Source organism: Pseudomonas sp. GZD-222, from assembly GCF_049310525.1.
Taxonomy (GTDB): Bacteria; Pseudomonadota; Gammaproteobacteria; order Pseudomonadales; family Pseudomonadaceae; genus Aquipseudomonas.
This window is the reverse complement of record NZ_JBMOWO010000150.1, coordinates 17,832-42,137: the sequence shown is the minus strand read 5'-3', so window position 1 is coordinate 42,137 and position 24,306 is coordinate 17,832. Positions and strand designations below refer to the sequence as shown.

General features: G+C 61.2%; 21 protein-coding genes and 1 pseudogene. 12 read left to right on the top strand and 10 right to left on the bottom strand.

Translation table 11 applies throughout. The features are described 5' to 3' along the window. Nucleotides 1-30 precede the first annotated feature (30 nt). The 3 genes from ACO6VD_RS27090 to ACO6VD_RS27080 form a co-directional block, all read right to left on the bottom strand. The gene (locus tag ACO6VD_RS27090) at nt 31-783 is read right to left on the bottom strand and encodes a phasin family protein (RefSeq protein ID WP_422422888.1); all 753 of its coding nucleotides are present in this window, start codon (nt 781-783) and stop codon (nt 31-33) included. Between the two features lie 10 nt (nt 784-793). Continuing rightward, nucleotides 794-1,213: a phasin family protein gene (locus ACO6VD_RS27085; protein WP_422422887.1), complete on the bottom strand. Its 420-nt coding sequence runs from the start codon at nt 1,211-1,213 to the stop codon at nt 794-796. A gap of 195 nt (nt 1,214-1,408) precedes the next feature. After that, complete coding sequence (locus tag ACO6VD_RS27080) at nt 1,409-1,684, bottom strand: polyhydroxyalkanoic acid system family protein (protein ID WP_197878547.1); 276 nt, start codon at nt 1,682-1,684, stop codon at nt 1,409-1,411. Between the two features lie 125 nt (nt 1,685-1,809). Between ACO6VD_RS27080 and ubiE the strand changes: the two genes are divergently transcribed. From ubiE to ACO6VD_RS27025, 11 genes and pseudogenes are all read left to right on the top strand, one after another. Beyond that, on the top strand, nt 1,810-2,580 hold the full coding sequence (ubiE, locus tag ACO6VD_RS27075; protein ID WP_422422886.1) for a bifunctional demethylmenaquinone methyltransferase/2-methoxy-6-polyprenyl-1,4-benzoquinol methylase UbiE: 771 nt from the start codon (nt 1,810-1,812) through the stop codon (nt 2,578-2,580). Continuing rightward, complete coding sequence (locus ACO6VD_RS27070; protein ID WP_422422885.1) at nt 2,580-3,203, top strand: ubiquinone biosynthesis accessory factor UbiJ; 624 nt, start codon at nt 2,580-2,582, stop codon at nt 3,201-3,203. The genes ubiE and ACO6VD_RS27070 overlap by 1 nt, the downstream gene beginning before the upstream one ends. Beyond that, nucleotides 3,200-4,807 carry a ubiquinone biosynthesis regulatory protein kinase UbiB gene (gene ubiB, locus ACO6VD_RS27065; protein ID WP_422422884.1) on the top strand — a complete coding sequence of 536 codons (1,608 nt, stop codon included), beginning with the start codon at nt 3,200-3,202 and terminating at the stop codon, nt 4,805-4,807. The genes ACO6VD_RS27070 and ubiB overlap by 4 nt, the downstream gene beginning before the upstream one ends. A 74-nt stretch (nt 4,808-4,881) precedes the next feature. Next, entirely contained in the window at nt 4,882-5,274 is a 393-nt protein-coding gene (hisI, locus tag ACO6VD_RS27060; protein ID WP_422422883.1) for a phosphoribosyl-AMP cyclohydrolase, read from the top strand. 1 nt (nt 5,275) lies between these two features. Next, nucleotides 5,276-5,611 (top strand): phosphoribosyl-ATP diphosphatase, encoded by a 336-nt coding sequence (locus tag ACO6VD_RS27055; RefSeq protein WP_422422882.1) that lies wholly within the window; start codon nt 5,276-5,278, stop codon nt 5,609-5,611. A gap of 25 nt (nt 5,612-5,636) precedes the next feature. After that, the gene (locus tag ACO6VD_RS27050) at nt 5,637-5,906 is read left to right on the top strand and encodes a twin-arginine translocase TatA/TatE family subunit (protein ID WP_157194504.1); all 270 of its coding nucleotides are present in this window, start codon (nt 5,637-5,639) and stop codon (nt 5,904-5,906) included. 3 nt (nt 5,907-5,909) lie between these two features. Next, nucleotides 5,910-6,290, top strand: coding sequence for a Sec-independent protein translocase protein TatB (tatB, locus tag ACO6VD_RS27045; RefSeq protein WP_400173832.1), 381 nt, complete (start codon nt 5,910-5,912; stop codon nt 6,288-6,290). Next, entirely contained in the window at nt 6,287-7,078 is a 792-nt protein-coding gene (gene tatC, locus ACO6VD_RS27040; RefSeq protein ID WP_038615432.1) for a twin-arginine translocase subunit TatC, read from the top strand. Before tatB ends, tatC begins: the two co-directional genes overlap by 4 nt. After that, entirely contained in the window at nt 7,075-7,782 is a 708-nt protein-coding gene (locus ACO6VD_RS27035; RefSeq protein WP_422422881.1) for a 16S rRNA (uracil(1498)-N(3))-methyltransferase, read from the top strand. Before tatC ends, ACO6VD_RS27035 begins: the two co-directional genes overlap by 4 nt. A gap of 28 nt (nt 7,783-7,810) precedes the next feature. Beyond that, nucleotides 7,811-8,923, top strand: a pseudogene (locus ACO6VD_RS27030) (methyl-accepting chemotaxis protein); the annotation flags it as partial. After that, nucleotides 8,906-9,778, top strand: coding sequence for a methyl-accepting chemotaxis protein (locus ACO6VD_RS27025; RefSeq protein WP_422422890.1), 873 nt, complete (start codon nt 8,906-8,908; stop codon nt 9,776-9,778). The pseudogene ACO6VD_RS27030 and the gene ACO6VD_RS27025, both read left to right, overlap by 18 nt. A gap of 67 nt (nt 9,779-9,845) precedes the next feature. Here the strand turns inward: ACO6VD_RS27025 and ACO6VD_RS27020 are convergent, their stop codons facing one another. The 7 genes from ACO6VD_RS27020 to pip all read right to left on the bottom strand — a co-directional run bounded on the left by ACO6VD_RS27020 (nt 9,846) and on the right by pip (nt 18,577). Continuing rightward, nucleotides 9,846-10,580, bottom strand: coding sequence for an amino acid ABC transporter ATP-binding protein (locus ACO6VD_RS27020; protein WP_422422889.1), 735 nt, complete (start codon nt 10,578-10,580; stop codon nt 9,846-9,848). After that, a complete protein-coding gene (locus tag ACO6VD_RS27015; RefSeq protein ID WP_422422880.1) occupies nt 10,573-11,535 on the bottom strand; it encodes an amino acid ABC transporter permease in 963 nt (320 codons plus the stop codon). Before ACO6VD_RS27015 ends, ACO6VD_RS27020 begins: the two co-directional genes overlap by 8 nt. Nucleotides 11,536-11,613: 78 nt before the next feature. Beyond that, the gene (locus tag ACO6VD_RS27010) at nt 11,614-12,417 is read right to left on the bottom strand and encodes a transporter substrate-binding domain-containing protein (protein ID WP_422422879.1); all 804 of its coding nucleotides are present in this window, start codon (nt 12,415-12,417) and stop codon (nt 11,614-11,616) included. Nucleotides 12,418-12,628: 211 nt separating this feature from the next. After that, a complete protein-coding gene (gene mdoH / locus ACO6VD_RS27005; RefSeq protein WP_422422878.1) occupies nt 12,629-15,202 on the bottom strand; it encodes a glucans biosynthesis glucosyltransferase MdoH in 2,574 nt (857 codons plus the stop codon). Then, nucleotides 15,195-16,910, bottom strand: coding sequence for a glucan biosynthesis protein G (locus ACO6VD_RS27000; RefSeq protein WP_422422877.1), 1,716 nt, complete (start codon nt 16,908-16,910; stop codon nt 15,195-15,197). Before ACO6VD_RS27000 ends, mdoH begins: the two co-directional genes overlap by 8 nt. 261 nt (nt 16,911-17,171) lie before the next feature. Then, nucleotides 17,172-17,609 (bottom strand): D-aminoacyl-tRNA deacylase, encoded by a 438-nt coding sequence (gene dtd, locus ACO6VD_RS26995; protein WP_422422876.1) that lies wholly within the window; start codon nt 17,607-17,609, stop codon nt 17,172-17,174. Beyond that, nucleotides 17,606-18,577: a prolyl aminopeptidase gene (gene pip, locus ACO6VD_RS26990; RefSeq protein ID WP_400173965.1), complete on the bottom strand. Its 972-nt coding sequence runs from the start codon at nt 18,575-18,577 to the stop codon at nt 17,606-17,608. The genes dtd and pip overlap by 4 nt, the downstream gene beginning before the upstream one ends. A 193-nt stretch (nt 18,578-18,770) precedes the next feature. Here pip and ACO6VD_RS26985 point away from each other — a divergent pair, with 193 nt between their 5' ends. Beyond that, complete coding sequence (locus ACO6VD_RS26985; RefSeq protein ID WP_422422875.1) at nt 18,771-24,290, top strand: dermonecrotic toxin domain-containing protein; 5,520 nt, start codon at nt 18,771-18,773, stop codon at nt 24,288-24,290. The last annotated feature ends 16 nt before the right edge of the window (nt 24,291-24,306 follow it).

Sequence of the window (24,306 nt, the reverse complement as noted above, 5' to 3'; positions counted from 1 at the left end):
GAGCGGGCTTGCCCCGCGATTAGGCCCGAATCAGGACTGGCTGATCGGGCTGACCGGAGCCGAAGGTGCCGGCGCGGTCGGTGCTGCGGTTACTACGGGCGCTGCGCTCGGTGCTGGCGCGGCGCTGGCAGCTGGTGCTGCTGGCTTGGCGACAGGCTTGGCCGGGGCTTTTTTCACTGCAGGCTTTTTCGCCGCAGCTGGCTTGGCTGCTGCCGGTTTCGCCGCTGCTTTGACAGCAGGTTTGGCCGCTGCGGTTTTCGCTGCAGCAGGCTTGGCCGCCGCAGTTTTTGCCGCAGGCTTGGCTGCAGCTTTCGGTGCCGCCTTGGCCAGTGGCTTGGCTGCGGTCTTGCTTGCGGCCGGCTTGCTGGAGACCGGCTTGACCGAAGCACCGGTCAGTTTCTCGATCTGCTTGGTCAAGGTGTCGACCTGCTGGTGCAGCGCCTTGACTTCATTGCGGCTCGGCACGCCCAGACGCGAGATGGCACTGTTCAGGCGCTTGTCGAAAGCTTCTTCGAGTTCGCTCCATTTGCCCAGCGCGCGATCTTTGACGTCACCTACGCGAGAAGTGGCCGACTTGGCCGAAGCCTTGGCGGCGTCAACAGAATCTTTAGCCTGCTTCTCAGCCTTCTCACCATCCTTGACCAGGGACTCGAACAGCTTGTTGCCGTCCTGGTCGATCTTGGAGTAGATACCCAGACCAGCCAGCCAGATCTTGCGGGAATACTTCTCGATCCCCCCGACCCAGGAGCTGCCTTCTTTTTCGCTATTCTTCTTGCCAGCCATCCCGCTCTCCTTATTGTTTACGTGCGACACGTTCGAGCAATGCCGTCAGCTCATCGAGCTTGGCAGAAAGTGCCTCCACGTCATGTTTAGACGGAATGCCGATGCGATTCAAGGCGCTGGCGACCCGTGTGTCGAAAGCCTTTTCGATTTTATCGAGTTGAACTTCGACCTTGCCCTTGACGCTGCTGATCTCACCTTTGACCGAATCGATCTGGGTGTTGGCGGCGTCCAGCTCGTGGTCGATGCGTTTCTTGCCACGCTTCTCGACGGTTTCACCAGCCTTGACCAGCTCTTTCAGGTAGTCGGCACCTTCCTGACCGACCCGGGCATAAGCGCCCAGGCCTGCCAGCCAGATCTTGCGCGCGTAGCCGCGCACCTCACCCACTGTGCTCTGGGTGTCGTCTTTTTTCTTCAAAATCACTTTGGCCATGCTCTGCACCTCACGCTCGAATAGATATGGAGGAACTGCCCATGGAAGCTGGGCTTGAGCATAAGGTAGGGAGAAAAATTAGAATCCTCACCCTAAGGGAGAAAAAAGCACCGCGGGGCAAGCCCGCTCCCACCGGTATTCACAATCCCGGTGGGAGCGGCGGTGCGACGACTCGACTTGCCCCGCGATAAGGTTTCACGCCAGCGCTTTGTCCAGCGCCCGCTCGATTTCGCTTTTGATGGTGGTGCTCATCATCGACAGCATCATGCCCAGCTTCAGTTCGACCCTGATGGTGTCTTCACCGATCTGCACACTGCCAGTGGCACCGCTGCGCTTGACCTCGACCCGGTCGCCGTTCCAGCGGGCGCTGAGGTCGTACTCGCGGGCCAGCTTGTCGACCAGAGTTTGGGCCTTTTCCCGGGCCGCTTCGCGGCCCAGGCTGTGTTTGCGCTCAACGCTGATCTGGGTCATTCATTCAATCCTGGGTTCAGAGGCATACTTCTATTATGCCCGCACCCCGACCTGCGACACACCCCGCCAAGACAAATCCGACCGTACGCCCTAGAATGGCCAGTAATTTTTTCCGGTGAAGCGATATGAACGATCAGCGCAAAGGCGACCACGCCGAACCCACCACCCATTTCGGCTACCAGAACGTGCCGGAAAGCCAGAAAGCGGAGAAAGTCGCTGAGGTTTTCCACTCGGTAGCCGCCAAGTACGACTTGATGAACGATGTGCTGTCCGGCGGCATGCACCGCCTGTGGAAGCGTTTTACCATCGAACTGTCCGGTGTACGCAGTGGCAACCGGGTACTGGACATCGCCGGTGGTACCGGTGACCTGGCCGCCAAGTTCTCGCAACTGGTCGGCCCGACTGGCCAGGTCGTGCTGGCAGACATCAACGAGTCGATGCTCAAGGTCGGTCGCGACCGCCTGCTCGACCGCGGTGTGGCCGGTAATATCGAGTTCGTCCAGGCCGACGCTGAAAAGCTGCCGTTCCCGGACAACCACTTCGATTGCGTGACCATTGCCTTCGGCCTGCGCAACGTGACCCATAAGGAAGACGCGATCCGCTCGATGCTGCGCGTGCTCAAGCCCGGTGGCCGCCTGTTGGTGCTGGAGTTCTCCAAGCCGACCAACAAGTTCATGTCCAAGGTCTACGATGCCTATTCGTTCGCCTTCATGCCGCTGGCCGGCAAGCTGATCACCAACGACTCGGAAAGCTACCGCTACCTGGCCGAATCGATCCGCATGCACCCGGACCAGGAAACCCTCAAGTCGATGATGGTCGAGGCCGGCTTTGACCGCGTCACTTACCACAACATGACCAGCGGCATCGTGGCCCTGCACCGGGGTATCAAACCCTGATGCTCCTGGCCGGCCTTCTTGCCAGCGTCGAGCACGGCCTGAACCGTGTCCTGCGCCTGGACAGCACAGCGCTGCCGCGCCTGCGCCCGCTCGATGGCAAAGTCATTGCCATCGACTGCCGCCAGCCCGCACTGCAGCTGTTCATTCTGCCCAGCGACGAAGGCCTGATGCTTGCCGCGCACTGGGCCAATGAGGCCGACTGCACCTTGCGCGCCCCGGCCAGCAGCCTGCTGCGCCTGGCATTGAGCCAGGACAAGAGTGCCGTGCTGCACAGCCCGCAGGTCGAGCTTGAAGGCGACAGCGCCGTCCTCCTGGACTTGGTCGCGGTGCTTCAGGACCTGGAGCTGGACTGGGAGTACGAAGTCTCGCGCTGGCTCGGGCCGGTCGCCACGCAACTGCTCAGTGGCCACCTGCGCAGCCGCGCCAACTGGACGCGCCAAGGCCTGGCCGCGATCAACCAGAACCTCTCCGAGTACCTCGCCGAGGAGGCACGGACCCTGGTTGGCCAACGCGAAGCCGAAGCCCGTTTCAGCGAACTCGACACGCTAAAAGTCGATATCGAACGCCTCGAGGCGCGCATTGAGCGCCTTGCCCGATCCCTTGATACCAGCGATAACGCATGAAGCTGCTTGCCGTCCGCCGTCTGTTTCGCATCCAGCGTGTGGTTATCCGCTACCGCCTCGATGACCTGCTGTTCGAACTGCCGCTGCCCTGGTGGCTGATGGCTCTACGGCATCTGATGCCCTGGCGCTGGTTGCCGCGCAAGACCCTGGATCTCAGCCGTGGTGCGCGCTTGCGCCTGGCTCTACAAGACCTGGGGCCGATCTTCATCAAGTTCGGCCAGCTGCTTTCAACCCGTCGCGACCTGCTCCCCGAAGACATCGCCGATGAGCTGATGCTGCTGCAGGACCGGGTACCGCCGTTCGATCCGCAACATGCCGTGGCGCTGATCGAAGAACAGCTCGGCGCGAAGATCAGCGAAGTGTTCAGCCGCTTCGACGTCGAACCGCTGGCCTCGGCCTCGGTGGCCCAGGTCCATGCGGCCAAGCTCAAAAGTGGCGAAGAAGTGGTGGTCAAGGTCGTACGGCCCGGGCTCAAGCCAATTATCGCCCAGGATCTGGCCTGGCTGTTCCTGATTGCCCGCGGTGCCGAGCGGGTGTCTGCCGATGCCCGCCTTCTGCATCCGGTGGAAGTGGTCAACGATTACGAGAAAACCATCTACGACGAGCTCGACCTGCTGCGCGAGGCGGCCAACGCCAGCCAGCTCAAGCGCAACTTCGAAGGCTCGGAGATGATGTACGTGCCCCAGGTGTACTGGGACTGGTGCCGCCCCAAGGTACTGGTGATGGAGCGCATCTACGGCATCCAGGTTACCGACCTGGCCACCCTCGCCGACCAGCGCACCGACATGAAAATGCTCGCCGAACGCGGCGTGGAGATTTTCTTCACCCAGGTGTTCCGCGACAGTTTCTTCCATGCCGACATGCACCCGGGCAACATCTTCGTCAGTACCGTCAAGCCGTGGAGCCCGCAGTACATTGCCATCGACTGTGGCATCGTCGGCAGCCTGACGCCGGAAGACCAGGACTACCTGGCGCGCAACCTGTTTGCCTTCTTCAAGCGCGACTACCGCCGCGTCGCCCAGTTGCATATCGATTCGGGCTGGGTGCCGGCGCACACCAAGCTCAACGAGTTCGAAGCGGCGATCCGTACCGTGTGCGAGCCGATCTTCGAAAAACCGTTAAAAGATATTTCCTTCGGACAGGTACTGATGCGCCTGTTCCAGACGGCGCGGCGCTTCAACATGGAGGTCCAGCCGCAGCTTGTTCTTTTGCAGAAGACCCTGCTGAACATCGAAGGCCTGGGTCGCCAGCTGTACCCCGAGCTGGACCTGTGGAGCACCGCCCAGCCGTTCCTCGAACGCTGGATGCGTGAGCGCGTAAGCCCCAAGACCCTGCTGCAGAACCTGCACGGCCAGGTCGAACAGATCCCGCATCTGGCCGGCATGACTCGCGACCTGCTCGAGCGCATGTCGCAGCCGCACCTGGCCGATCCGCCCGCCCCCTGGCAACAGAAGGGCGATGGCTGGGCCTTGCGCCTGCTCGGTGCCGGCTTGCTCGGCGGCGGCGCGACCCTCGCCACCGGTGCGGTCAGCCTCAGTGCCCCGGCGGCCTGGCCTGCGTGGCTGATGCTCGCGGCCGGGCTATACCTGATCGTGCGTCGATAGCCAGCCGCGCCGCTGACTGGCACACTAGCGCAAGGGGTCGGCAGAGGATCGGGCCTCTAGTTTTGGAGTCGTACATGAAAGACTGGCTGGACGAGATCAACTGGAACAGCGATGGCCTGGTACCGGCTATCGCCCAGGACCACAAAACCGGGCGCGTGCTGATGATGGCCTGGATGAACCGCGAGTCGCTGGCCCTGACCGCCGCCGAGCAGCGGGCCATTTATTGGTCGCGTTCGCGTGGCAAACTGTGGCGCAAGGGCGAAGAGTCCGGGCACGTGCAAAAACTGCATGAAATGCGCCTGGACTGCGACGCCGACGTGATCATCCTGATGGTCGAGCAACTGGGGCATATCGCCTGCCATACTGGCCGTGAAAGCTGCTTCTACCGTGTCTACGAGCACGGTGAGTGGAAGACCGTCGATCCGGTCCTCAAAGACCCCCACGCCATCTACAACGCAGGACACTGACATGAGCGACACCCTGACCCGCCTGGCCGAAGTGCTGGAAGCGCGCAAAGGCGCCGAACCTGACAGCTCCTACGTGGCCAACCTGTATCACAAGGGCCTGAACAAGATTCTGGAAAAGCTCGGCGAAGAGTCGATCGAGACCATCATCGCTGCCAAGGATGCCACCCACAGCGGAGATTACAGCGATGTCATCTACGAGACCGCCGATCTGTGGTTCCATAGCCTGGTCATGCTCGCCCAGCTGGGCCAGCACCCACAGGCAGTGCTGGATGAACTGGACCGCCGTTTCGGCCTGTCCGGGCACGCCGAGAAAGCAGCGCGTCAGCCGTCGGCCTAACTGAATTATTTCGAGGGATTGCACCATGGGTATTTTTGACTGGAAACACTGGATCGTTCTGCTGGTGGTCGTGGTACTGGTGTTCGGTACCAAGAAGCTGAAGAACTTCGGCAGCGACCTGGGCGAATCGATCAAGGGCTTCAAGAAAGCCATGAACGAGGAAGAGACCAAGCCTGAAGAGCAGACTCCACCTCCGGTGCAACCCGTCCAGCCACAGGCCGCTTCGCCGCTGAACCAGCCACAGACCATCGACGGCCAGGCGCACAAGGTCGAAGAGCCGATCAGGAAAGATTGATCAATGTTCGGGATCAGCTTCAGCGAACTGTTGCTCGTGGGCCTGGTGGCCCTGCTGGTGCTCGGCCCCGAGCGCTTGCCGGGTGCCGCGCGCACCGCCGGGTTGTGGATTGGCCGCCTCAAGCGCAGCTTCAATGCGATCAAGCAGGAAGTGGAGCGTGAGATCGGCGCCGATGACATCCGTCGTCAGTTGCATAACGAGCACATCCTCTCCATGGAGCAGGAAGCGCGCAAGATCCTCAACCCGCAGAGCGTGACGCCTGAGCCCCCTGCCGCCCCGGTCGCCAGCAGCGAAGCCCCTGCGGCTCCGGCTGCAGCCCAAGCCGAGGCCACCCCGGTTGCCAACGCGACCTCCGAACCGACACAGCCGCCGCGAGCCCCATGAGCGATATTCCGGAAAACGACCAGCCCATGCCGCTGGTTTCGCACCTCACCGAGCTGCGTACACGCCTGCTGCGCTGCGTCGCGGCCATCTTCCTGATCTTCGCCGGGCTGTTTTCCTTCGCACAGCAGATCTACACCCTGGTCTCGGCGCCACTGCGTGAGCACCTGCCGGCCAACGCAACGATGATTGCCACCGACGTGGCCTCGCCGTTCCTGACGCCGTTCAAGTTGACCATGATCGTTTCGCTGTTCCTGGCCATTCCGCTGATCCTCCAGCAGATCTGGGGCTTTATCGCACCCGGCCTGTACCGCCATGAAAAGCGCATCGCCATCCCGCTGCTGATCTCCAGCATCATCCTGTTCTACGCCGGAATGGCCTTTGCCTACTTCCTGGTGTTCCCGCTGATCTTCGGCTTCTTCGCCAGCGCTACCCCGGAAGGGGTGTCGATGATGACCGACATCGCCAGCTACCTTGATTTCGTCATGACCCTGTTCTTCGCCTTCGGCGTGGCCTTCGAGATCCCGGTGGCCGTGGTGCTGCTGGTCTGGATCGGCGTGGTCGATGTGAAGTACCTGAAGAAGATCCGCCCTTATGTGATCATCGGCTGCTTCGTGGTCGGCATGATCCTTACGCCGCCGGACATCTTCTCGCAGACCCTGCTGGCCGTGCCGATGTGGCTGCTGTTCGAGATCGGCGTGCTGTTCGGCGGGCTGATCCGCAAGCGCAGTGAGCATCATGATGACGCTGCCGACGATCACAACGACCAGCCGCCAGCGACCCAGCCGTGAACCTGCTGTTACTCGAAGAAGCCGACTTCATCGCGGCCGATCGCGTCGTTCTGGCTGATCGGCGCTTTACCCATATGCAAGAAATCCATCGCGTGGCGGTGGGCGACGCGCTACGCGTGGGGCGCATTGGCGGGTTGATGGGCGAAGCCCGGGTGCTGCGCCTGGAAGGCCACGAAGCCGAACTGTCGGTGAGTTTTGATCGCGAACCACCGAGCAAGCTGCCACTGACCCTGGTGTTGGCCCTGCCACGCCCGAAAATGCTGCGCCGGGTGTTCCAGACCGTGGCCACCATGGGTGTGCCGAAACTGATTCTGGTCAACAGCTACCGGGTCGAGAAAAGCTTCTGGCAAACCCCTTTTCTCGAACCCGAGGCCATTCGCGAGCAACTGATCCTGGGCCTGGAGCAGACCCGCGACACGATCCTGCCCGAAGTCATCATCGAGAAGCGCTTCAAACCCTTCGTCGAAGATCGTCTGCCCGCCATTGCCCAGGGCACCCTCGGTCTGATCGGCCATCCCGGGCCGTTCCCACCCTGCCCGCGCGGCCTGGATGAGCCGGTGACCCTGGCGATCGGCCCCGAAGGTGGCTGGATCCCCTACGAGATAGACCTGCTGGGCAAAGCAGGGCTTTCCCCGGTGCAACTTGGCGAGCGCATCCTGCGTGTGGAGACGGCGGTTACCGCCCTGCTCGCCCGTCTGTTCTGACTTCAGTTTTGCGATCCGGCGCCGATGCATGGGCATCAGAAAAATAAATCGCCTCTGCCGATCGCAATGGAGTCCCACCATGTACCGTTGGTTAGCCCAGCACCTGGGTAACGTGAGCGTCAACCGAAAACTCGGCATCGGCTTCGGCCTGGTCTTGCTGCTGACCTTGAGCATTACCCTGACCGGCTGGCAGGGCATCAGCGGCGTCACTCAGCGTGGCGACACACTGGGAGGCGTCTCCCAAGTGCTGGAGGCAACCCTCGAACTACGCATTGCCAGACAGAACCTCCAGCTCAAGGGTGACGAGGCCGCAACCCAAAACCTCAATAACGCCCTGGCCAAACTGGATACTCAGTTGCAGGCTGTCGAAAAGCGCATTGTGCTTGCAGAAAACAAGCGCCGTATCGAACAGCAGATCGAAGCCGCACGTCAGTACCGCCTGGCCTTGGGTCATGCCGAGAAAGCCGCGCAGCAGCGCGAAGCCAGCCGCGCGGTACTCGGCAACAGCGCCGACCAGGCCGCAGCCCTGACCGCCGAGGTCGAACAACAATTGCTCAGCGGCAGCGACCTGAACCTGTTCAACAGTGTCGTCGGCGCCAGTAAACTGCTGCAACAGGCACGCTTCCAGGTCCGCGGTTACACCTACAGTGGCAAGGCCGAGTTCCAGCAGACGGCGCTTGCAGCCATCGACCAGGCCACCTCGCAGCTGCAGACCCTGGCCGAAGTACTGCCCGCCAATTACGCTGGCAACCTCAACCAGGCGGCACGTGCTCTTGGCAACTACCGGGCAGCGGTGATCGACTTCGGTACCGCACAATCCGCCGCCGAACAGGCGGCACAGCAAATGTCTGCGCAGGGCCAGATCCTGCTGGATCAAAGCCAGCAACTGACCACCACCTTGACCCAGTTGCGCGACGATGAATCCCAGCACGCCAAGTCGATGCTCACCCTGGCCACCGTCCTGGCCCTGGTGTTCGGCCTGCTCGCCGCCTGGGCCATCACCCGCCAGATCGTCATTCCCCTGCGCCAGACCCTCAGCGCCGCCGACCGCGTCGCCAGCGGCGACCTGCGCCAGGACCTGAACACCGAGCGTCGCGACGAGCTCGGCCAGCTACAACGCAGCATGCAACGCATGACCGTCAGTCTGCGCGAGTTGATTGGTGGCATTGGCGATGGTGTCACGCAGATTGCCAGCGCTGCTGAAGAGCTGTCGGCGGTAACCGAACAGACCAGCGCCGGGGTCAACAACCAAAAGGTCGAGACCGATCAGGTTGCCACCGCCATGAACGAGATGGCCGCTACGGTGCAGGAAGTCGCACGCAATGCCGAAGAAGCCTCTGAGGCTGCGCTGGTGGCCGACCAGCAGGCCCGCGAGGGTGATCGGGTGGTCGCTGAAGCCATCGCCCAGATCGAGCGCCTGGCCACTGAAATGAACCATTCCAGCGACGCCATGGGCCAGCTCAAGAGCGAAAGCGACAAGATCGGCAGCGTGCTTGATGTAATCAAGTCGGTGGCTCAGCAGACCAACCTGCTGGCCCTCAACGCTGCCATCGAAGCCGCCCGTGCCGGGGAAGCCGGGCGCGGCTTTGCCGTGGTGGCCGATGAAGTGCGTAGCCTGGCCCAGCGTACCCAGCAGTCAACCGAAGAGATCGAAACCTTGATTGCCGGCTTGCAGAGTGGCACGCAACAGGTCGTCAGCACCATGGATGCCAGCCGCAACCTGACCGACAGCAGTGTCGAACTGACCCGTCGCGCGGGCACCTCGCTGGACACCATTACCCGCACCGTTTCCTCGATTCAGGCGATGAACCAACAAATCGCCGCAGCGGCCGAGCAACAAAGCGCCGTGGCTGAAGAGATCAACCGCAGCGTAATGAATGTGCGCGATGTTTCGGACCAGACCTCCGCCGCCAGCGAAGAAACTGCCGCCTCCAGCGTCGAACTGGCACGCCTGGGCACCCACTTGCAGGGCCTGGTGGGTAAATTCCAGCTCTGAGGCCATCGCGATGTTTGTAGGAGCGGATTCACCGGGACGCCGGACCGGTAAATCCGCTCCTACGGGATCAAAGCACCTGACGCAGGAACGCCTGGGCGCGCAGGTCCTTCGGAGAGGTGAAGAACGCCTCGGGCGGCGAGTCTTCGAGCAACTTGCCGTGGTCGAAGAACAACACCCGGTCCGCCACTTCCCGGGCAAAGCCCATTTCGTGGGTTACGCAGACCATGGTCATGCCTTCCAGGGCCAGGGTCTTCATGACATCGAGCACTTCCCCGACCATTTCCGGGTCGAGCGCCGAGGTCGGCTCATCGAACAGCATCACCTTCGGCTCCATGGCCAGGGCCCGGGCAATCGCAACCCGCTGTTGCTGGCCGCCTGACAGGCGCGAAGGGTATTCATTGGCTTTCTGGCTGATGCCGACTTTCTCCAGCAACGCCCGGGCCTTGGCCTCACGCTCGGCCTTGCCGCGCTTGCGCACGACTTTCTGCGCCAGGCACAGGTTCTCCAGCACAGTCATGTGCGGGAACAGGTTGAAGTGCTGGAACACCATGCCGACTTCACGGCGGTAGGCGTTGACGTCGGTCTTCGGGTCCGCCAGTTGCAGGCCATCGATGGCCACGGTGCCTTCGTCGAACGACTCCAGGCCGTTGAGGCAGCGCAGGAAGGTCGATTTGCCCGAACCGGACGGCCCGAGCACAACCAGGACTTCGCCCTTGGCCACATTGGTGCTGACGTGATCGACCGCGCGCACCACCTGGCCACGGGTATCGAAGACTTTTACCAGATCACGGACTTCAATCACTTTGCGCAAGCCTCCGCTCAAGCCGGCTGGCCATGTGCGACAGCGGCAGGTTGATCAACAGGTACAGGCCAGCGACACAGAACCAGATCTCGAAGGTCGAGAACGAGGTGGTGATCGCTTCACGGCCGCTCTTGGTCAGTTCGGTAATGGCGATCACCGACACCAGCGAGGTGTCCTTGACCAGGCTGATGAACTGCCCGGCCAGCGGTGGCAGCACGCGCTTGAACGCCTGCGGCAGCACCACGTGACGCATCGACTGGCCCGCACTCAGGCCCAGCGAGCGCGCAGCTTCGCCCTGCCCCTTGGCAATCGACTGCACACCGGCGCGGACGATCTCGGCCACGTAGGCGCCGGTAAACAGCGCCAGCGCCGCGACCCCGGCGAACTCGCGGGACAGGTTGAGCACGGTACCAATGAAGAAGTAGAAAATGAAGATCTGGACCAGCAGCGGCGTGCCCCGCACCAACTCGACGTAGACCGTGGACAGGTCACGCAGGGTCGGGTTGCTCGACAGGCGGCAAAGGCCGGCAAACAGCCCGATCACCAGGCCCAGCACGCCCGAGGCCACCGAGATCCACACCGTGGTCCACAGGCCCCAGGCCAAGGGGCCGGCGGCCCAGTGATGGGTCACACCGATCAGGTCGCCCTCGGCAACATCGTCACCACGCGACAGCAGCACACTGGCCAGCTCGACATCGAACACCTGCTCGGCGCCGCTCTCGTCACGCAGGGTGACGCTGGCCATGTCACCTTTGGGCGTAATCGATTCGATGGTGCCATTGTCGCTGGCGCGCTGGGCAACTTCGGACTGGTAGGCGAAGTACTGCGGTACGCGGTTCCAGCTCCACTCGTAGGAAATCATCGAGGTCGCGTAATACAGGCTCAACGCCAGGCCCACCAGGACCAGCGCGGTGAGCCCGTGCCAGGGCCACTGGGATTTTTTGTGTTTGATCACTTAAGGGGACTTCCGTAAAAGCGAACGCGCAGGGCCAGCCTGCGCGTCGGGTTTCAAACCAGGCGTTACGCCGTGGCCTTATTCCATGTCCTTGAGCCAGGCGGTGTCCTTGAACCACTTGTCGTGGATTCGATCATAGGTACCGTCGTGCTTGATCTGGTGCAGGAAATTGTTGATGAAGTTCAGGCTGTCGTAGTCGCCCTTCTTCAGGCCGAACGCCAGCGGTTCGAAGGTGAATGGCTTGTCCAGGAACAGCAGCTTGCCAGCGCCAGCCTTGTTCACCGCCACCACGTTGTACGGCGCGTCGTAGACGAAGGCATCGGCCTTGCCGTTGACCACGTCCATTACCGCTTCCTGCTCGTTGTCGTAGCCGTGGTACTTGGCCTTGCCGATCAGCTTCTTGGCAACCATCTCACCGGTAGTGCCGAGCTTGGAGGTCAGGCGGTATTTCTCGTTGTTCAAATCCTTGTAGGACTTGATCTCGCCCGCCAGCTCCTTGCGGATCAGCAGGGTCTGGCCGACAACAATGAAGGGTTCGCTGAAGTTGAGCTTCAGGTTACGTTCCTGGGTCAGGGTCATGCCGCTGCTGATGATGTCGAACTTGTCGGTCATCAGGGCCGGGATGATGCCGTCGTAGGAGGTGGACACCATCTCCAGCTTGACGCCCATGGACTTGGCCATGGCCTTGAGGATATCGACTTCAAAGCCGACGATCTCGCCACGCTTGTTGGTCATCTGAAACGGCATGTAGGTCGGGTCCATGCCTGCACGCAGAGTGCCACGCTTGACCGCCTCGTCAATGGCACCGGCCGCCTGGGCGGCATTGACCGCGACCAGCGCGGTGACGCCGATCAGCAGGGTCGACAGAAACTTTTTCAACATCACCAGATCCCCCAGCAAGAAAGCTCGAATTTTATTTTTGGCGCGAACCGTCCTACAGACGGGTGCGAGATATTCGGAGGGGATGCTAACGCATGGGCGGCGTTGTGGGTATCAGAAAAAGGGCTGAAACAAATCGCGGGGCAAGCCCGCTCCCACAGGGACACCATTGACTGGTGCAGTCCTTGTGGGAGCGGGCTTGCCCCGCGATAAATCAGGCGCTGGCCAATGAAGGCTGCGCCACAGGCTCCGGATGCAGAGGCAACAATGGCGAATGCGGGTCGTTGGCGATCGACTGACGCCAGACGCCCAGCCAGGCCTCGTTCTTCTCGTCCCAAACGCGGGTGTGCAACCGCGCCAGGGCGACCGGATCACTGAGCAGGGCCAGACGGGTGTTGCCGTCCAGACCACTCGGACCAAGATCCAACGCCTTGTCGATGCGCTCGGCACGCAACGACTCGATTGGAGCCGCGACACCATGACGCGCTGTCGCCAGGGCACAGGCCAGTGCGTTCTGCTGCGGGTCGACCACGGCCCGGACGAAACCGTCGTGCATGGCATGCCAGCGGTTTTCGTGGGTGTACTGGTCGGTTGCCAGCAGTTCGTGCGGCGTGGCGTATTCCTCAGGAATCAGGAACAGGCTCTCGTCCTTGGCGCGCAAGCCCAGGTGTACCCGGCTGGAAATCACCGACACCGGGATCGACAGCATCAGCGAACCGACGATTGGCACCAGCCACCACAGGAAGCTCGGGTTCAGCCAGGCCACCAGCAAGGCCCAGGCCACACCCAGCAGGGTCTGTGGACCATGGCGGCGCACCGCTTCGCTCCAGGGGGTAGAGTCGTCGTCACGCTGCGGCGAGTTCCAGGTCGCGGCCCAGCCGAGGAAGGCGGCCAGGACGAAACGGGTGTGGAAAATCATCCGCACCGGTGCCAGCAGCATGGAGAACAGCATCTCCAGCAACATCGACAACGTCACCTTGAAGCGCCCGCCGAACTCTTTCGCACCCTTGGCCCAGATCAGGATGACACTGAGCAACTTGGGCAGGAACAGCAGCACGATGGTGGTCGAGAACAGCGCAATGGCCTTCTCCGGGTGCCACTGTGGCCACAGCGGATAGAGCTGGCGCGGCTCGAGGAAGTACTGCGGCTCCATCAGGGTGTTGGTCGCCAGCAACGCGGTCGACAGCACCAGGAAGAAGAACCACAACGGCGCCGACAGGTACGACATCACCCCGGTGAGGAACACCGCACGGTGCACCGGGTGCATGCCCTTGACCAGGAACAGGCGGAAGTTCATCAGGTTGCCGTGGCACCAGCGCCGGTCGCGCTTGAGCTCGTCGAGCAGGTTCGGCGGCAACTCTTCATAACTGCCCGGCAGGTCATAGGCAATCCACACGCCCCAGCCAGCGCGACGCATCAGTGCCGCTTCGACGAAGTCGTGAGACAAAATCGCACCGGCAAACGCGCCCTTGCCCGGCAACGGTGCCAAGGCGCAGTGCTCGATGAACGGCTTCATGCGGATGATTGCGTTATGCCCCCAGTAGTGCGACTCACCCAGCTGCCAGAAGTGCAGACCGGCGGTGAACAGCGGGCCGTAGACGCGGGTCGCGAACTGCTGCATGCGCGCATACAGGGTATCCATGCCCGACGCCTTCGGCGCGGTCTGAATGATCCCGGCATCGGGATTGGCTTCCATCAAGCGGACCAGACTGGTCAGGCATTCGCCACTCATCACGCTGTCGGCATCGAGAACCACCATATAGCGGTAGTCGCTGCCCCAGCGGCGGCAGAAGTCGTCGAGGTTACCGCTCTTGCGCTTCACGCGGCGGCGCCGGCGACGGTAGAAAATGCGCCCGAAGCCCTTGGCCTCGCGGCAGACTTCCAGCCACGCCTGTTGCTCGGCTACGGCGATATCGGGGGCGTTGGTGTCGCTGAGCACGAAGAAGTCGAAGCGGTCCAGGTCACCGGTGGCGGCAACCGACTCGAAGGTTGCGCGCAAGCCGGCAAATACCCGTGGCACATCTTCGTTGCAGATCGGCATGACGATGGCCGTACGCGCCCCCGCCTCGATCGGCTCGTTACCGGCACTGCTGCCGGAAATACGGTACTTGTCGCGACCGGTGAGCAGCTCGAGAAAGCCCATCAGCGCGGTCCAGAACCCGGCCGACACCCAGCAGAAGAGGATGCCGAACAGAATCAGGATGCTGGTTTGCAACGCATACGGCCAGACCTGAGTAGCGGTCTGCCACAGCGACTGGTGGGTGATTTCGTCGAGATCGACAAACGACCAGCCCTGGTACGGCAGGATGCCTTTCATGTACCAGCCGGCAACGATGGTCTGACCGAGCATCAGCGCCAGCAGGATATAGCGGCGCATGGAGCCGACCCAGCGCCAGCGCGCCTTGGGCAGCTCGCGCTTTTCCGGTGCCGGGGCATTGCGGCGCCCGGTCAGGCGGCGCCAGCCACGGATCAGGATGTTGGTTCGCCATGGCTCGGGAATTACCCGGGTACGGCGAATCGGCGGCGTGGCCTTGAGGCAGAGCCGGCCGCTGCCATCCACCGCAAGCATCTCGGCGTCGTGCAGGTCCTGGGCGCTGGTCAGGGTCAGGCGCTCCCCCACCGAAGCCTGCACGGCTTCGGCAGCGAAAGTACCCGGCTGGGCCGACAAACGTTGATGCAGCTCGCTGAACGAGGTGCAGCTGGCAAGTTCTGCCCGCTGCTCATCGCTCAGTGGTAAGTGGGCCAGGTATTCGCCAAGCGATTCTGGCCGTGCTTGAGAGTTACTCATCGGCAGGCAACTGATAGCTCCAGGTCTCGGTCAACACCTGTTCGGTGGTGGCCGGTGCCCCAGTGGTGGATGCCGCGTCGGCGGCGGGTTGCTCGGCAGGCTTCTCGGCCTTGGCAGCCTTGACTGCTGCCTTGTCCTGTTTAGCCGGTTTGGCTGGCTTGGCCGCTTCGACCGGAACGTCACGCAGCAGCGCTGCACGCATCTCCACGGACTTGCTCGGGTCTTTGACCTTCATCCGCAAGGTCAGGCGCCAGCCTTTGATTTCCGGGTTGTAACGCAGGTTGTTCTCGACCAGTTCAGCGTTGTCGCCAATGCTCACCTGGCTACGTACAGCGGTGTCTTCCGGCAGTTTAGCCAGTACCGGGCCTTCGAAGTCGACCAGGAAAGCGACGGTGCCGTCGGCTTGACGGATCAGGTTGGATTGCTTGACGTCACCGGTCGAGCGCAGGGTTTGCTTGACCCAGCCCAGGTTCGGCGAGTGGAACTCGGACTCGTCAATGGTCCAGTGCAGGCGGTAGTTGTACTCGAATGGTGTACCCGGCTCCGGCAGCTTTTCCGGGCTCCAGAACGCAACGATGTTGTCGTTGGTTTCGTCGGCGGTCGGAATCTCGACCAGGTCGACGGTGCCTTTGCCCCAGTCGCCAACTGGCTCGATCCAGGCGCTTGGGCGCTTCTGGTAGTTGTCATCGAGGTCTTCGAACTGGCTGAACTCACGCTGACGCTGGAGCAGGCCGAAACCACGCGGGTTCTCGACGCTGAAGTTGCTCACGGCCAGGTGTTTCGGGTTGTTCAGCGGACGCCACAGCCATTCGCCGTTGCCCGCGTGGATCGACAAGCCTTCGGAATCGTGCAGGGCCGGACGGTAGTTGAGCACTTTCGATGGCTGGTTGCCGCCGAACAGGAACATGCTGGTCAGCGGGGCAATGCCCAGGCGGCTGACGTGGTCACGCAGGAACACCTTGGACTTGACGTCGACAATGGTGTCGCTGCCCGGACGCAGGGTCAGCTTGTAGGCGCCAGTGGAGCGTGGCGAATCGAGCAGCGCGTAGATCACCAGGTGCTTGTCGGTGGCCTTGGGCTTTTCGATCCAGAACTCGGTGAAACGCGGGAATTCTTCACCAGACGGCAGCGCAGTGTCGATAGCCAGGCCACGGGCGGACAGGCCATACACATGGCCCTTGCCGACGACGCGGAAGTAGCTGGCGCCAAGCAGGGTCATGATTTCATCCTGCTTGTCGGCCTTGTTGATCGGGTACAGCACGCGGAAACCGGCATAGCCGAGGTTTTCGGTGGCCTTGGGATCAAACTGCACGCTGCCGAAATCGAAGCGGCTCGGGTCGTACTTGATTTCCTCGACCTTGGTCGCGGTCACTTCGTTGATTTTCACCGGCGTGTCGAAATGCATGCCCTGGTGATAGAAGGACAGCTTGAACGGGGTTTTGTCGTTGGCCCATTCGGCTTTTTCCGTCAGGAAGCGGATCTGCTGGTAGTCGCCGTACTTCATGTCACGGAACACGGCTGGCAGATTGCTTTTCGGCGCCTCGTATTTCTGTCCGGCAAGATCCTTCGCCTTGGCCGCCACGTCGTCAAGGTTGAACGCCCAGAGCTGGCCAGCGCTGAACAGGCCTACCAGCGTTGCGCCGGCCAACAGGGCCTTGCGCAGCCGATTGCCGGGGGTTCTTGGTGCATTACAGAAACTAACAATCACGAGCTACCCTCGCCGAAAACAGATCAGAAAACCAACGGCCAGCGACATATGCCAAGTTGGCGAGCACTGTTCGGACTCCGAAAGGGCGCAATGATTCCCCAAACGGTTCCGGACAGTCTCAAGTCAGAGTGAAACGAACCTGCGAACGCAGGCCCACATAGCGCGCGATTATCCAGCAGGGCGCGTTACAACGCATCAGGGCAAACCAACTATTTATGCTACAAAACCCCTTGTTTTCCTGCAAACAGGGGTTTTTTGCCATCAGATTTGTAACATAAATGTTACGGGGCCATCATTGACCAGATGCACCTGCATGTCAGCCCCGAACTGACCACTGGCCACCGTGGCATGCAGTGCCTGGGCCTGAGCCAGTAAATAGTCGAAAAGCTCGGCGCCGAGGGCCGGTGGTGCCGCCGTGGAAAAGCTCGGGCGCAGGCCATTCTGGGTATCCGCGGCCAGGGTGAACTGCGAGACCAGCAACAAACCGCCGCCAATGTCCTTGAGCGACAGGTTCATCTTGCCCTGGGGATCGCTGAACACCCGGTAGTTGAGCAGCTTGTGCAGCAGTTTGTCGGCGTGAGCCCGGGTGTCACCGGGCTCTACCGCGACCAGCACCAGCAGGCCCTGATCGATGGCACCGACTGTTTTGCCCTCGACATCTACCCGCGCGCCACGCACGCGTTGCAGCAAGCCCTTCATGCTTCTTCCAGCGGCAGGTCGAGCAAGCGCCGGGCCATCTGGTCGGCGGCACGCACCAGCGCATCGGTGATACCCGGCTCTGAAGCAGCATGGCCGGCGTCGCGAATCACCTTCAACTCACTGTTCGGCCAGGCCTGGTGCAGCTCCCAGGCGTTATCCAGTGGGCAGATCACATCGTAGCGACCATGCACGATCACTGCCGGCAGGTGGGCGATCTTGGGCATGTCGCGGATCAGTTGGTCCGGCTCGAGGAAGGCATTATTGGTGAAGTAGTGGCATTCGATACGAGCAATCGACAGCGCGCGCTGCGGCTCGGAGAAGCGATCGACCACCAGCGGGTTCGGCCGCAGGGTAGCGGTGCGCCCTTCCCAGGTGGACCAGGCTTTGGCTGCATGCATCTGGGCAATCTGGTCGTTGCCAGTCAGGCGTTTGTGGAACGCCTTGACCAGGTCACCGCGCTCTTCGGCCGGGATCGGCGCGATGTAGTCCTGCCAATAATCCGGGAACAGCCGGCTGGCGCCCGCCTGGTAGAACCACTCGATCTCTTGCGGACGGCACAGGAAGATTCCGCGCAGGATCAGGCCATGAACGCGTTCAGGGTGAGTCTGGGCGTAGGCCAGGGCCAGGGTCGAGCCCCAGGAACCGCCGAACAGCAGCCATTTGTCGATCCCCAGGTGCTTGCGGATGCGCTCCAGGTCTTCGACCAGGTGCCAGGTGGTGTTGTTTTCCAGGCTGGCATGCGGGGTCGAGCGGCCGCAGCCGCGCTGATCGAAGGTAATGATGCGGTACAGGTTGGGGTCGAAGTAGCAGCGGCTTTGCGCATCGCAGCCTGCTCCGGGTCCACCATGGATGAACACCACCGGCAGACCTTCCGGCGAACCGCTCTCGTCGACATACAGCACATGCGGTGCTTCCACGGCCAGATCGTGCCGGGCGTAGGGTTTGATCTGCGGGTACAAGGTCTGCATTACGCACTCCGTGTGGGAATTATTCTGCCGTTGGGCATCATAAACCTGAATTGCGCTTTGAGCATGTTTCTGACGCCACTGTCGAAGCCGACCAAGCGTTCGCGTCTAGCGGTAGCCCATGAATCGCGCCTGATATATCTACCACATCATGCGAAAGTCGGCCGTCCATAGTCCGTAGCCCACGAACTACGCAATGGGCTACGACATGCCAAACCAGACCGAAACACGCACCCCGCCAAGTGTTCACTACACCACAATCGAGGGAAAGATCCCCGAATGGCTGAAAGCTGCACCGGCAGAAACGCACCAGTCTTTGCGCAACTGGAAGCAAGCGCCTGCCTGGCTGACAGCAGCGATTCAGGAACAACCCACTGTAGCCAAGGCATGGAGCGACGAGCATGCCCGACATCGTGAAAACCAGGCACAGGTCAGGAAACTGTTCGAACATATTCCAGACCTCACGGCGTTCGCCAGAAAGGTACTGAGCAACGCCATCGAGCAGCGCTTTGGACTCACCGTCGACGTGGACAACACCTTTCTGCTGGACGCACGGCTTATCGACACGGCAAGCTCCATCGACGCCCGCCAGGCCATCGACCGGGCAACGCGCTCACTGCTGCGCTGTGCCATGAACAATTTCGACGCCACGGCTGCCGTCAACAACGGGATGGATGCGGCAGACGGCCTGCTGCACAAGTCCGTCATCCTCGATCACCGGCGTTTCATGGGCACCGTTCCGATCACCAATGCGCTGGACATCCATGCCGAAGATTTCGCCGATTTGTGCCGCACCCTGGACATCGGCGGCAAGTATCACGACATGCTTCATACCATTTACTACCCGGCTGCGGAGCCTGGACAGAGCGCCGATGAAAACGCTTTGACGGTGTACCAGACCCTGGGCCGTGCTGAGGCATCCGCATTCAGACAGTCGCTACACTTCGCGTTCCTTAAGGGCGACATAAGCGAGGTGCTGTACACCGCCGCGCTCGCCACACCACTTGAAACTGAACTGCCCGCGCCTGCAGCGTCCAACATTACCTTCAGCCTGGTCACGCTCTGGGAAGTGGAGTTGGCCGGCATCGCGCTCATCACCTGCAAGATCGCCGGGCAAAACAGCGTGGCGCTCTACACCCCTGACGACAGCACAACGCCGATCAAAGAGTTTGTATCGGTAGACGCGTTGAAAGCCGACTTACGTAACAGGCTACTGGCAGATATCAGCTATCTGGAAACCTATATCGCTGACCGCGACAAAGGCTCGGTGAGCACCCGGCTCAAGAACCGCCTTACACCTATCGAATGGAGCATCCGCGGCCTACAAGAACGCAACCCGGACCCACACGCCACGCTGAATCCGGTCATGCGTCCTTTCCGGTACTCGTTCCTGAGTGTCATGGCGTTTCAGAAAGTCGAGCGCCATGAAAGAGACGTGGTTTTCCACGCTGTCCCGACCTACGTCGTCGACCTGCGCACGGCCAAAGCCCATCGGGAATTGATCGCCGGGCGGGTGCTGACCGCACTCAACATTGCCGGCTTTTTTGTACCGGGCCTGGGCGAAGCAATGCTTGCCGTTTACGTTGTGCAATTGGCACATGAGGTCTATGAGGGCATCGAAAGCTGGGAAAACGACGAAAAAGACCAAGCCTACGGCTATCTCGTCGATGTGGTCGAGAACGTAGCGATCATGGCTGCGTTTGCCGCCGCAGCCTCTGCAATAAAGGACGGTGTCGAGGTCATAAAGGAACCGCCCGCAGAAAAACCCATGCCTGTCGAAGCCCCCTCCTTCATCGAAGAGCTGGAGGACGTCGAATTGCCCAACGGCGAGACTCGCCTGTGGAAGCCCGACCTGGTGCCTTATCGCCATGCCCAGGTACTGCCCGAAGAACTGGAGCCGGATGAAGTCGGCCTGCGCCACCATCAAGGCAAGCGCTGGCTGCTTTTGCAGGACAACCAGTACGTCGTCAAGCAAGCCCCCTCGACCGGTGAGTATCACCTCGAACATCCGAGCAGAACCCTGGCGCATGAACCCGTCTTGCGTCACAACGGCGCAGGCGCCTGGCTACTGCCTTTCGAGCAACCGCTGCAATGGCCACTCAACACCCTGCTGCAACGAATGGGCGCACCGCTGACTGATGAAGAAGCCCTGCAGGCATTACGCGTCAGCGACACCCACGAGGACATACTGCGACGCGCACTGACCGAGAGCCAGCGGTTACCGGCCATGCTCCAGGACAGCATGGCGCGCTTCAAGCTGGACCGGATCGTTCGCCAGCTGCCCGACGCCGACGGCCAGCCAGCCGAGTTCGAACGCGCCTACGCGCGTCTGCCCGCAAGCCAAGCACCCGGAGCCAAGGTTATCCAGCGGGTGTACCCGACGTTGCCAGCCGCCGTCACTGATGAGCTGATAGACAACGCCAGCCTGCACGAACGGCAAACACTCAGTGCAGGCAAGGTGCCTTTACGCCTCGCTGAGGAAATCCGCGTCTACCAGCAGCAAATCCGTCTTAACCGTGCCTATGAAGGGTTGTACCTGACGGGTGTGCGAAGTTGGGATACCGACCGACTGACCCTGCACACACTCGAACAGCTGCCAGACTGGCCGACGCAGACCAAGCTCGAACTCCTCCAGAACAGGCGCTGGCCAAGCCAGCGTGCCAGCATTGGCATACTGAACGCGCAGCCCTATAAGACCATCACCAGCGCCGAGGTCGGATACATCGTCCACGACGAGCTCCAGGCAGACGCAGCGGTCACTGCACATTCAAATCTTTATGCAGCACTGTATGAGGCACTGCCTGAGGTCATGGCTCAACTGGGTTGCGTGAATGCAGACGAACTGCGGCGCCTGGTGCAGGAAAGCCCGCTGTTGCCCCGCTCCTCGTTGCGCCAGGTGCTGGGCATGCAACCCGTACGTCCCGGCTACCGTTCACCCATGCGTCTGGCCGACGGTCGCCTGGGTTATCCGCTGAGTGGCGGTATGCCTGCTGAGCAGGGCATCACGCGCCAGGCCTTACTCGACGCCGTTGCCGCAACCGGGCTGACTGAGCACACCCCAAGGTCGGTGGACCAGATCATGATGATCCTTGCCAACCCAGGTCGTACCCGGCTGCAAGTTCTTGAGCGACTGCAAGAACTGCTCGAACAGCGCAATGAGCTGCAAAGCAGGCTGGACGACTGGAACGAAGCTTTTTCGCCTTCCGACGACCAGGCAGCACGAGACCACGACAATCTGCGCAATGCAATCATGCAGCACTGGTACGACACCGCACTGGTCGAACATGCCGAACACACGGCGGAGCTGAACCTGGAGCGGGTACCGCTGGCCGATATTCCGTTGACCTTGCCCGCGTCCTTCACCTCCCGTGTGCGCACGCTCCGGTTGCTGGATCTAGCACCTGGCACCCTGGCCGGCTGGGCGCAGCATGAACGACTGCTGCAACGCCTGTTCAGACAGATGCCGCAGCTCGAGACGCTGGAAATCAGCCGAGCCTATGACCCCAGGGCAACCCCCTCCTCTTCTATTTTCAGCATCCCGACAATCACCCAGCACTTGCCTGCTTTACATACACTGGCCTTCACCAACCAGAACATCCCGCTTTCATCCAGCGACCTGAACCTGCTCGCCGGGCTGCGCCAGCTCAGGCACCTGGACCTGAGCGGCAATCGATTCGCGCAGCACCACAGTCCCGGTTTCCACGAGCTGAGCCTGGACTACCTGGGCCTCGATCATATGCAACTGAGTCAATGGCCCATTGGCCTTGGCAGCGAGGCCCTCGGTCGAATCACGCGGTTATCGCTGCGTAACAACAACCTCAGAACACTGCCATCGTTCTTGCTCAGTGAGCCCGACACGCTCCCCAACCAGTTTATTCTCTCGCTGGAAGGTAACGCCTTCAATGAAACCCAGCTGCAGCGTCTGCTGCTGAACGAGAGACGCTCAACTACACGATTCAATGTGGATCAGTCACCAGCGCTCACCGAGCAGCTCGAGCAAATCCGCCGTGAACGCCAACAGATGCGCGACGCCATTGATGGCTGGGCGCATGCCTCGAGTTCGAGCGCGCCACTGACCCAGGAGATTCTGGCGGACCGGCAGCGCATCGAATCCGCGCTAACCGAGTTCTGGAATCGTCAGGAGCGAGGCCTGCCACACCTCTGGCTGCGACTCGAAGATGTCGCACTGGAAAATTTCCCCAGACGGCTCCCGGCCTTCTTCGGTGAGCGCGTGAACGCCTTGACGTTGACACGCCTGAGGGGATCTACCTCGCAGCTTGACGAGCTGCTCAGACGCTTCCCCAACATCACCCGGTTGACCATTGACGCGCACGTGGCGCCAATGCCGTCGTTACCATCAGTCCTGGCGCGCTTACCCCGGCTGACCGATCTTGAGTTGCGCAACATGGACCTTGAAATCGATCAGGCCACGCTCGATATCCTCGGCGAGTTGCAGCAGCTCACGTCACTCGACCTATCAGGCAACCGATTAGGTGTCATTTCCCAGGTACCCGAAAACCTGTCCTTGAATTTGACAACGCTGGCCCTGACCAACATGAACCTGCAAGGTTGGCCAAGCTGGTGCGACCGTTTGCTGCCGCTGGAGTTTCTGGACTTGAGCTCAAACAACATCACGCAATTGCCTGACCATATCCTGCACAACATCAATAATCCGATGCCAATCTCTTCAATATCACTGTTCGACAACCCGCTTTCAGTTGAAACAGTGCAACGCGTTCGCACGTTCTCGGATAGCCAGCACAGCTACTCCTTCGCCCTCGACCTGCCTGACAACCTGATGCTGGTCGACTCCTCGGATGAAGGCTCGCTCCTGGGCCATCCACATTTCCCAATTCCTTACAGTGGCGACGATACCCCCAGGCTCGAAGACTGGATGCTGGGCACCGAAGCACAAAACGAGGCGCTCAGAGATAGCTGGGAGCGCATTCAAACACTGGAGGATGGCAGCAACCTGTTTCATCTTGTCGGCCGCTTGCGCAACGCCGGCCCCTATCTCGACCCGACCTCGCAAGCCTCGTTCAGCGAGCGCGTTCGCATGGTACTGATCACTGCCGCAAGCAACGACGCAGAGCGGCCAACCATGAACGCCATCGCTGCGGCGGGGGTACCCGACCCACTCACCGGCTCGCAGACTTGCCACGATGGCGCGCTCCAGGAATTCAACAATATAGAACTGTACCTGATGGGAAAGCGGGTGCTGACCGACGCTGGCGATACCTTGAAGTCTCTGCATCGACGCCTGCGACAACTGTATCGAACCGGGCAACTGGACCTGTTGGCCCACCAACGCAGCGACCCTGGAGATCTCGTCTCGGTTCGCCTCGCCTACCGCCGTTCGCTCGCCAAAGAGCTGGATCTGCCGATAGCTGACAGCATGCGCTTCCGTAGTGCCGCCCAGCTGCGACCCGATGAGCTGACTCGCGTGCTGAATACGATCCGAGAACGCGAAAGCAGTGACGCGTTCATCAACTACTTGCTGGCCAACGAAGACTGGACCCGCCGTTTGCGCGCCGAACACAGCGATCGCTTCGCCGAAATTGAACAGGATTTTGGCGCCCGGGTACTTGCTGCGGCCGCACTCGACGTCACACTGGAGGAAGAACTGGCCTTGCAGGAACGCCTGCACAAGAACAAGGATCAACAGGAGATGGAACTGCTCCGCGCGCTGACAAACGATTATTCCCGAGACAACTGATCACAGGTTCCACCTA